3 protein-coding genes are annotated in these 6,465 nt (G+C 54.0%); 2 read left to right on the top strand and 1 reads right to left on the bottom strand.

The genetic code is table 11. From position 1 onward, the window contains the following. A partial coding sequence (locus ACEW8P_RS07245) for a family 16 glycoside hydrolase (RefSeq protein ID WP_373512423.1) occupies positions 1-1,799 on the bottom strand: 1,799 nt, incomplete at its 3' end. Positions 1,800-1,958: 159 nt separating this feature from the next. Here ACEW8P_RS07245 and ACEW8P_RS07240 point away from each other — a divergent pair. Both ACEW8P_RS07240 and ACEW8P_RS07235 read left to right on the top strand, forming a co-directional pair. Next, complete coding sequence (locus tag ACEW8P_RS07240; protein ID WP_373512422.1) at positions 1,959-2,717, top strand: DUF1080 domain-containing protein; 759 nt, start codon at positions 1,959-1,961, stop codon at positions 2,715-2,717. Positions 2,718-2,977: 260 nt separating this feature from the next. After that, complete coding sequence (locus tag ACEW8P_RS07235) at positions 2,978-6,103, top strand: ATP-binding protein (protein WP_373512421.1); 3,126 nt, start codon at positions 2,978-2,980, stop codon at positions 6,101-6,103. Positions 6,104-6,465 lie beyond the last annotated feature (362 nt).

Below are 6,465 nucleotides of genomic sequence, written 5' to 3'. Positions count from 1 at the left end.
ATGACGAGCGACTGGCCGCTGCCCGATTTTTTGATTTCGGGGTTGGCGCTGTTGCCGGGGAGTTGGATGTAGTAGTTTTTGTTGTCCACGGCGTAGAGGCCGTCCGAGACTTTCTCAATGGATTTTCCTTCGGCTAGTCGGGCCATCAGGCCGCTGACGGGCTTTTCCAGCTTGATTTCCCGCTCGAATTTCTTGCCGTCGTCCACGATGGCGGTGCGGTCGCTTACCGTCGTGCCGAAGGCCTGGTAGCGGAAAGTCGGTACGTCGTTGGCGTCCAGCTCGTAACCTTTGGGTCGGTACTGGCTACCCGTGGTGTCGGTCGGCCAATTGCCCGAAGTTCTGGCCAGCAGCGGTGCATCGCCCAGCAGTGTTACGCTGCCGCGCGGACGAGAGGAGCCATCGCCGCGGTTGTTCCACATCGGCGTGGCGTCCAGGAAATCCCCGCGCCACACCTGGAACAGAGCGCCTTTGTCCATGTCGTAGGAATAGTGCATTCCCGATGGGCTACCTACCGACACGGCATGAACTACCCTTTCCCTTTTATCAGGGGCGGGCTGAATATCCATAAAACTACGCAGGACGGTGTTGTTGTTAGCGTTCACCAGAATTGGATCGGGGGGGCTTCCACCCAGCGTGGAGCCGAGGTTGTGGTAAGCCACCTCGCGGAAGCCTGGTCCGGCTACCCACATCCCTAACACGGGTTGCAGCCAGCCATCGCGCTTGTTGACGTAGAGTTCTACTTTATGGTCGCCCGCGCTGAGTTTAGTAGTACCAGTTCGAAAATCGTTGGCGGCCTTCCAGCCGTCGCCAAGTACCTCCTTGCCGTCGATTTTGAGTTTGCTGTTGCCCGAAGCCTGTAGGCGGAAGGTATAATCGCCCGTCGTGGGAGCATTGTAAGTACCCGTGTAGGTCAGCACATAGTTGTTTTTGTCTTTCAGCACGTCCCAGGTCAGGGCCTCGGCTTTACCAGAGCCATCGACTTTAAGCGTGGCGGGGTCGAGGTCTTGCGAGTAGTTGCCATAGTAGGTTTTGTATTGCAGATTTGATAAAGTACCTGGCTTTTTGTCAAAATTACTGATGACGATATTCTTAATCGCCAGCGAGCCGTGGTCGCCCTGAATGCGAAGCGGGCCGATAGCCACGTCCTTGCCCATCGCGCCGCGCGTCGGGCCGCTCACCTCTATGTTTTCGTGGATGGTGATGCCGTTCAGTTCCACTTTAAGGAATACGGCGTTCGCTATTTTCTTACCCGACTTATCGAAGCGTGGGGCCTGGTAAGAAATCGCGATGTGCTGCCACAGGCCGGGAGCCTTCGATACGTTCAGGCGGGGCGAAGTACCCTCGTAGCCTTCCTGGCCCTTGGGTTGGGTGTCGTCCCAGCGGTGATAAATCCCACCATTGTCGCTGTAATTGACCGATTTTTTGCCCCAGCTATCGAAAAGTTGCACTTCGTAGTTGCCCTGCAAATACACACCCGAGTTGGAACCCTTAGCCATCATGTAATCCATCTCGATGTCCAGGTCGCCGTGTTCAAATTTGCTTATCAACTCATAGTCCGGGCCGTAAGTACCCTGCTTGTGAATACAAGCCAAAATGCCCTTACCGGGCTTAGTGTTCAAGACATTGGGCTGGGAAATATCCACCGAAGCGTCACCGACGATGCTCCAGTTGCCCGCCTTGTTGGTGAATGCCGAAAGATCATTGAGCGGAATCGGAGTTTGAGCCAACGCCGGAAGACCGACCGCGACGAGCAGTCCGGGAACCAGTCGTTTGAAATGTGTTACTATGCGAGTAATCATAAATGATTAAAGTACAGGTGGATGGTTTTCAAAGCCGAAAATTACGATTTCTAGTCGGGAAAATGCCATTTTCAGCGGTTAGAATTAGTATTTTAATCGCTTTCTTACCCGTGTTGTTGTCCAAAACGTCATTTTACCTCTCAATTTTTAAAAATATTTATGAAGAAATTATTCATCCCCGTCCTCGCCCTTACGGCTACTTTTACGGTGCAGGCCCAGTTACAACCTAAGAAAATGACGCCCGAATCCAGCGAAGTGTGGAGTCCGGAGCCGCGCCTCGTTACGCCTGGTGCGCCTTCGACGGCGGTTTCGGGCTTCACGGCCCCGTCGGACGCGATCGTGCTGTTCGATGGCCGCAATCTGGACGAGTGGGAGTCGGTCAAAGGCGGCAGGGCGGGCTGGAATGTAGCCGAAAATGCCATTATAACCGCTCCCGGCAAAGGCGGCATCCAAACTAAGCGCGATTTTGGGGATTTCCAATTGCATATCGAGTGGCGATCACCCGCTGAGGTAAAAGGCAATAGCCAGGGACGCGGCAACAGCGGCGTGTTTATGCAGGGACTCTACGAGTTGCAGGTACTCGACAGCTACGACAACCGCACCTACTCCAACGGTCAGGCGGGTAGTATTTATAAGCAGACCATGCCGCTGGTCAATGCCGCCAAAAAGCCTGGTGAGTGGCAAACCTACGACGTGGCCTACACCGCTCCTCGCTTCAACAAAGACGGCATGATGCTCATCCCGCCTTACATTACGGTATTCCACAACGGTGTCTTGATCCAAAACCACACTGCCATCCAGGGCCACACCGACTACATCGGCCGCCCGACCGTAAAGCCACATGGTCGCGGACCACTCATGCTGCAAGACCACGGCAACACGACGGGGTTCCGTAATGTTTGGATTCGGGAGCTTTGAATTAAAGAGCACATGAGGTGGTGTAGAGCGGTATGGTTGCAGTTGGCCATAAGTCAAGATGTCTCAGGTGTAGCGGAGAAATAAATTGACCGTGGCACTCGGTTATGTCGGGAGCGCTGGCTACTACAGCCAGCAGGGCTGGTTCGTGCAGGGGCGTTGTTAATGTTGGGCGGTCGGAGCACCAAAATTAACGGGCCTTTTTAGTAACTGGGAAATTGACGAATCACTGTATATTTGCCAGTTCATTATATCCCCACTATATGACGGCTAACTACCGTATTTTGGTGTCCTGTGTGATTGCGATCACAAGCCTGCAAGCAGGATACGGGCAGCAGGTAGTACCGAAATTGATCCGCCAGTTCAGCGATATACCCGGTGTCAACCTGAACGTGAGCGGGATGCAGGCCGACGGGCAAGGGGGGCTGTGGTTAGTCTCCGAGGATGGGGTGGCCCGCTTCGATGGACAGAAGTTTCGGGTATTACACGACCCAGTCCTTACAAAAGGCGATTATTACTACCAAATCACCCCGGTTTCCAACGGGCGAATGTGGCTAAAAATGGGGAGGGGCAACTCGCTTTCTTACATCGATGTGGCCCGGCAGAGTATCGTCCGTTTACCCGATACGATCCGGCTTGTTCGCGACTATTTAGCCAAATACGGGAGTAATTACCTTTTTGCCGACGCGGAGGGAAATCTATGGATAGGGCTTAGGCAACACGGTTTGCTAAAATTCAACCCAAAAACCGGGGCCGTTACGCACGCGGTTGATCGCCCGCTGGATGTCCGGGGCATAGCACAAGATAAGCAGGGCATCATTTATTTCACCACCACCGCCCATGGGCTGTTTGTCTATAACCCGCAAACTACCCAACTCCGCAACTACCATCCTATTCCTAATGATAACAACTCGCTGAGCACCGACTCCACTTATGGCGTACAGGCCAGGAACGATGGCAGTGTCCTGATAGGGATGGTCAACAAAGCCAATGTACTTTGGCCCGCTACCGAAACAGTTCGGCGGCTGGTGCTCAATACGGTGCCGGCGGTCAACCCCCTGTTGCATTCTCGCATTGCTATGATGTTTCCCGACCAAAAGGATAATTTATACTTTACCTCGGGAACGGCCACTTTCCGTTACACGTCGCAAAATGCCACCCAGCGGGTAGCCCTGGCCGAACCTACCGAATACGTCGGAGGGATATATGTCAGCCCGACAAATCGGCTGTGGGTCAGTTCAAACGGGAAACTCTACGAATACGATTTAAATGGAGCTAGGGTGGTGTCCTCGTTGATTATCCTGAGCGTAGACGTGAACGGAACGCGGTTGGAAAACAACGCCACCGCCACCCGAAACTTAACGTACGATTCGCTGGGTCACCCTACGCTCACCGTCTCGGAAAACGACCAGTTCAGTGTGCGCTTCACCCCGGTAGCCGCCCACCAGGTGATCAACAACCGATGGCGGATGGAAGGATACGAACAGCGGTGGAAGATGACCGAAAGCTCCATAGGAGCTACCAGCTACCAGTTGTCGGCGGGCCGGTACACCCTGCTCGTTAACAGAGGTCTTCCCAACGACACCTGGAGTTCAGAAACGTCGACGATGACGGTGGTAGTGGTGCCGCCGTTCTGGAAAACGATACCCTTTCTTCTTTTTTTTACCCTGATAATAAGTGGATTGGGGTATTATTTGGTTCGGATGTATGTCCGTCGGCGACAACTGCGGCAGCAATTGGAACGCGAACAACGGGAAGCGGCCAACCTGCGTCATTTGGATGAACTCAAAACCCGTTTTTTCGCTAACATCTCCCACGAGTTTCGAACCCCGCTCACGGTTATTCTGGGTCTGGCCTCCGACCTTAAAAAGGCTTCGGATCAGCCCGCCCAGGCCGTGGAGCAATCAGCCCGCCTGATTGAACGCAACGGCGCCAGTCTGTTGCGGCTGGTCAACCAGATTTTGGACCTCACTAAGCTGGAGATGGGGGAAATGCAGGTGACACTCGTCCGGGCTGATCTGGTTGGTTTTATTCGCTATGTGGGCGAATCGTTCGATTCGCTGGCCAGAAGCCAGGGCATTACGCTGCATCTTTTGCTGGAGCAGGAACGGTGCGAAGCTGATTTTGACCGCGATAAACTCCAGGATATCATCGCTAACTTGTTAGCCAATGCCCTGAAGTTCACCCCCAGCGGTGGTCATGTATATTGTCAAATAACGCTGCGAGAGGACTGGCAACCCCTAACGCCACAGGGCTTCTATGAGAGCCTAACCCCCACTGATCCAATGGCCAATTCCTGGATTCAGATCTCCATCAGCGATACGGGTTCCGGTATCGAGCCCGCCAGCCTGACCAAAATATTCGATCGGTTTTATCAGGTCGATCATAGCACAAAGGGGGGGACCGGTATTGGTTTGTCGCTGGTGCGGGAATTGGTGATGCTTATGGAAGGCGGGCTGGCGGTACGAAACCGGCCCAAGCGGGGAACTGAGTTTGTGGTTAGTCTGCCCTTCACCCAACAGGCTGATCCTGCCGAAGTCGGGATACTTAGGACTACCCTGGTTCAGGCCGGGCGGCCTGTATGGGCAGAGCAGGCTTCGACCGGAGACATGCCCACGCTGCTGCTGGTGGAAGACAACGACGACGTGGCCGCGTACATTTATAGCTGCGTCGGAACTGCCTACCAAGTGACGCGGGCCGAAAACGGGCAGGAGGGCATCGATGTAGCCCTGGTGGAAACGCCGGATCTGATCCTTAGTGACGTGATGATGCCCTTGAAAGACGGGTACGCCCTGTGCGACACCTTGAAACAGGACGAGCGCACCAGCCATATCCCCATCGTGCTACTCACGGCCCGAGCTGCCTTGAACGACCGGCTGACGGGGCTGCGGTACGGAGCGGATGCCTATCTGGTGAAGCCCTTCCAGCGGGAGGAACTGCTGGTGGTGCTGGCCAACCTGCTCCAGGCCCGGCAAAAGTTACAGCGCCACTACACCCAGTTGGTGCTCGGAACCGCACCGACCCCACCGGCCACCGAATCGGCGGGCCAACCCCTCGAAAACCTATTCCTGCAAAAACTACGGGAGGGCATCGAAAGGCAACTGGATAATTCGGAGCTGTCCGTCGAGGACATTTGTCAACTGATGAATATGAGCCGAACGACGCTCCACCTGAAACTAGTCGCCCTCACGGGGATGCCCATTACCACCTACCTCCGCCTGCTCAGGCTCCGCACATCGGAAGACCTGCTGGCCAACAGTGACCTGACCATTGCCGAAGTGGCTTACGCCGTGGGCTTCAGCGACCCGAAGTACTTCAGTCGCGTTTTCCGGGAAAAATACGACCAGTCCCCTACCGACTTCCGCCTTTCGGCAAAAGCCGAACAATAGTCCACACATTCGGAACGGGAGTCCACATCCTTTTTTTACCCGTCACGTTAAATTTGCAGGATCGTCTGGTACTTCCCGATTGGGGATCACGATGCGGCGCTTTTGCACTCTCCGTTTGTAGGAAAGTACCCCATATTGATTTTCTTTTTCTCATCTAAGCGTTCGCAAAATCGAGCCTCAGTATATGTTTTTGAAAGGCATTGTACTCATTTTCCTTCAACTAGTTGATAACTCTTAGACAAGTCGTATTGTAAGGACAGCCGTTCGGTAGTATCGGGTCTTTGTCATGAAGAAACTCATAGTATCCCCATCTTTTGGATAGAGATAAGTGTGCAGCATGAATATCTCTTTTAGAGAGGGTA

Source organism: Persicitalea sp. (assembly GCF_041751555.1).
Classification (GTDB): domain Bacteria; phylum Bacteroidota; class Bacteroidia; order Cytophagales; family Spirosomataceae; genus Persicitalea.
This window is presented reverse-complemented; position numbering and strand designations above follow the sequence as displayed.

What these genes read in the sequence shown, in the direction of transcription:
- ACEW8P_RS07240 (WP_373512422.1), top strand. Translation starts at nt 1,959, where the DNA reads ATGAAGAAATTATTCATCCCCGTCCTCGCCCTTACGGCTACTTTTACG.
- ACEW8P_RS07235 (WP_373512421.1), top strand. Translation starts at nt 2,978, where the DNA reads ATGACGGCTAACTACCGTATTTTGGTGTCCTGTGTGATTGCGATCACA.